The organism is Bacteroidales bacterium, from assembly GCA_023228145.1.
Taxonomy (GTDB): domain Bacteria; phylum Bacteroidota; class Bacteroidia; order Bacteroidales; family CAIWKO01; genus CAIWKO01.
Genome location: JALOBU010000050.1, coordinates 1 through 3,515, shown reverse-complemented (window position 1 = coordinate 3,515; position 3,515 = coordinate 1). Strand labels below are relative to the sequence as shown.

Sequence of the window (3,515 nt, the reverse complement as noted above, 5' to 3'; positions counted from 1 at the left end):
TGTGCCGGATGGAGCAATAACTCCTGTAATCGTTACCAGGTCACTGAATTCTTTTTTGAGCAGGGATTCCCCCGCTTCTCGAAAAGTTACATACGGCCATGGTAGCCTGCCGTCTAAAAATTCAGTCCCGGCTATTTTTTGAATGCGGATTGCTGATGATATGCTTTCGGCAAACTGAAATGTCCCTTTAAATGCCTTAGTATATTCAATTCTGTTAAAGAGTAAATCCGGTTTTGTGATGCTCATAAAAAAATATCTTGAAGAGGAAACCATTCAAAAATTGTCGACTCTTGTATCTGAACATAATGACCACCCAATGTCGACTTACAAATCGCTTCAAATGTTGATTGCATTCCGTTTATTACCAGCTTCCACTTTTTGATAAAGGCTTATAACACATGTTAAATTAGAACTCAGCAATTATAATTATTAATTGGTACGATCTTTTATTTTATTAAGTGCATCAACGACAACAATATCCCCTTCTTATTTTTCTAAACTATTTGGTAAGTTCATGCCCGATAGAAATTAATATAGCCAATAACGGTTAAAGACAGGTTCAAAAATTATATTCGATAAATTAATCTATTTCTTGTTAAGCTATTTTACCCGATGAATAGAATTATTTATGTGATTATAAATTTTTTCAGCAATAATTTTATTGCCTTTTGGAGAAACATGGACAGCGTCTACGTAAATATTCTCCTCAGAATCAAAGACATCAGTAAGAACAAGAACATGCCTATGTAATTCTTGATATTTAGGTGTTTTGAGTAATTCCAAAACCACTGGATAAAAAAGTTTATAAATACTTATCTCCTTTTCGCTCAACTTTAGATGCTTTAAATAAGGTTTGCCGATTGCCGCGTTTGGTTGTAATACTGCAACAAAATAGGCTCCATGCGTCTCTGCCAATTCTTTGGCGCACAACCAACTGTCCAATAAAACTTTTGCCTTTTGTTCTGCATTATTTTGACTAATCTTGTAAGTATGATTTTTTGTATAATAAACTTTACATTTGGCAATGAAAGATTTCAAAGGATTTAAAAGAAAATGGCTAAACGACAATGTCTCATCCTTAATTCTGTCTTTTCCCTCCATCGCTTTACGAATTTGATTTTCTCTGTTATGGCTAAAAGGTCTTCTGTCTGGCATCAAAACTTGTGCGTCATTTACTCCATCATAGGATACAACCACATATGGATTTAACCCATTGATTATTTGCAATTTGAGGAATACATATCCTTGAAATGCGTTATAAGCTGCTTCTCCTAAGTTCATTGCGCGATAACGTCCTTGGGCAACTTTTGCAAAAAGCGATGGAATTGTATTTGCATCATTCACACCCGTACCCCACATAGTTGAACCACCTAAAAATACTACAAGAGGAGATTTTTCTGTCGCTAATGGGGACTGAGATGTATTTCTGATTCCTTGTTCATTAATATTGATGGTCTCGCCTTTATAAGAAAGCCTTCTCCAGCCAATATAAGACCTGTACTCGGTTGGCAGTTCTTTAAACTCTTTAAAATGCTTATGTGCCCAATCGATATTTTTATAATTAGGAAGATTACCTCTAGTATCAGCTATCTCTTTATTAATAATTTTATGTCCCTGGAATATTAATATAACCAACAAATTTACAGTAATTAGTAATCCTATGAATACAACAATGTTTATTGCAATGAGTTTAAATAATTTTTTAATCATTTTAACTTCCCTGCCTGTTTTAAATCCTATTTAAATTTTTTCCATTTTTTATTGTTTTCCCAACCGGCTTTGTCCGCTTTCGTTAAGATAAATTGATTGCCCATCCAGATAATTCATTTTAGCATGCATAAAGCATTTAAACTATTGGCGATTATAATGTTACATAATTTTCGTAATTTATCAAATGTGGATACGGAAAGAGAGGTTAACTATAATATAATATCTTTAACAAATATCTGAGGCAGACCACTGTAGAAATAATGGGGATTATGAAGTATGGTTTAAAGTTATAAGTAAGATAACCCTATGCATAAAACTAAAATAATAGAAATATTATGGACAGGTGGATTTGACTCGACATATCGGATTGTTCATTTGTCAAGAATGCACAAAAGGATTCTCTTCGATAAAACTCACCAGGATTTAGACACACACCTTAGCCAACCAGAGTTGAAGGATTTTTCTTTATTAACAGTAAAGCTCTCCCAAAAATCAAACGGGCATGATTAGACACATAAAAAAGGTCCCTATCTCTCTGACAGGATCAAACATGGTAGCAATTTGATATGTCAGAAGAAAAAAACACGCATAAAAAGAGCGCGGTTCCTTGTTTAGCCAAATAATTGCCGGTTGTGATATATATTTACTAATTTTTGTTGTCATAACAAGCCATCCAATTCCGACACCTACAAGAGCACCGGCAAAGATGTCTGTTGGATAATGAAGACCACAGTAAACTCTTGGGAAGCAAATTATCAGAAGAACATATATTGTTACCAGTGTGCCGGTTATTCTTGATATAAAAAATATCCCCGTTGCCAGTGCAAAAAATAAAACGGCATGATCGCTGGGAAATGAACTCCAGGAACCAAAGGCATTGGGATTTACACCATACGGGGCAATAAAGTTAATCATGCTGTGCAAGGGCCGAAGTCTGAAGGGCAGAACATAAGCTAAGAACCTACCCAAGAATATAGCAATAAGACATGCTACTAACGTCAATACAATGCGCTCACGCAAAAGCTTATTCTGCTTTTCTTCCTTACACTCACGTACAGGCTGAGTCTGCTTTTTACCTTTAAGCTCACGCAAAGACTGATTTTGTTTTTTATCATTTTTATCCCAAAACCAGAACCACCAAAGTATCGTCATCAGGATTCCACCCTTTACAAGGTAGTTACTTATCAAAAGAGCCATGAAATAATCAAAGGCTTCGGATACTCTGGAAAACCCGTTTAGAAAATTAATGATTGCATCATCAAAATAAGACATAGTCGTTCCTTTTCTTAAAAATATTTGCAATAAAATATCGCTTAACAATTAACAGCTTGATGTTGTCTGAAGAAAAACCAATATGCTTTAATCAGCAAGAGTTCAGATTACAATTAAAATATTTTAATTCGATATTAACATTATTAATTTATGTTGATTATTTTTTAGACTGGGACCAGCAGTCACTCCACGACGAAGGAGCAGAACCTTCTGATTTGCACATGGCAGCACAATTTTGATTCTCCGCAGTGCAAAGCCTGCTGTCAGCAGTATAATTATAACATCCCATAATTCTGTCGTTGCAACAGCTAATGCAATCATTGATGCGTTTCACTTTTGCTTCGGATGTTACTTTTTCTCTTTCAACTACCTTATCTTTTTCTAAAACCTTGCCCTTTTCACCTGCCGTCTCTTCCGATGAAGGTTGTTCATAAGCTTCTTCTAACACACAATCTCTCATCCCATCTTGCGGACTATCTGTAAATACTGAATTACCTGTACTATCAATACAACGATACAATTCTCCGGCATTA

4 protein-coding genes are annotated in these 3,515 nt (G+C 35.0%); all 4 read right to left on the bottom strand.

The genetic code is table 11. The features are described 5' to 3' along the window. Positions 1 to 246: hypothetical protein (locus tag M0R16_13360; GenBank protein MCK9613859.1), on the bottom strand; the 246-nt coding region annotated here is incomplete at its 3' end. Between the two features lie 354 nt (positions 247 to 600). After that, entirely contained in the window at positions 601 to 1,710 is a 1,110-nt protein-coding gene (locus tag M0R16_13355; protein MCK9613858.1) for a hypothetical protein, read from the bottom strand. A gap of 492 nt (positions 1,711 to 2,202) precedes the next feature. Further along, entirely contained in the window at positions 2,203 to 2,982 is a 780-nt protein-coding gene (locus tag M0R16_13350) for a phosphatase PAP2 family protein (GenBank protein MCK9613857.1), read from the bottom strand. 157 nt (positions 2,983 to 3,139) lie between these two features. Then, positions 3,140 to 3,515: DUF4124 domain-containing protein (locus tag M0R16_13345; GenBank protein MCK9613856.1), on the bottom strand; the 376-nt coding region annotated here is incomplete at its 5' end.

What these genes read in the sequence shown, in the direction of transcription:
- M0R16_13355 (MCK9613858.1), bottom strand. Translation starts at nt 1,710, where the DNA reads ATGATTAAAAAATTATTTAAACTCATTGCAATAAACATTGTTGTATTC.
- M0R16_13350 (MCK9613857.1), bottom strand. Translation starts at nt 2,982, where the DNA reads ATGTCTTATTTTGATGATGCAATCATTAATTTTCTAAACGGGTTTTCC.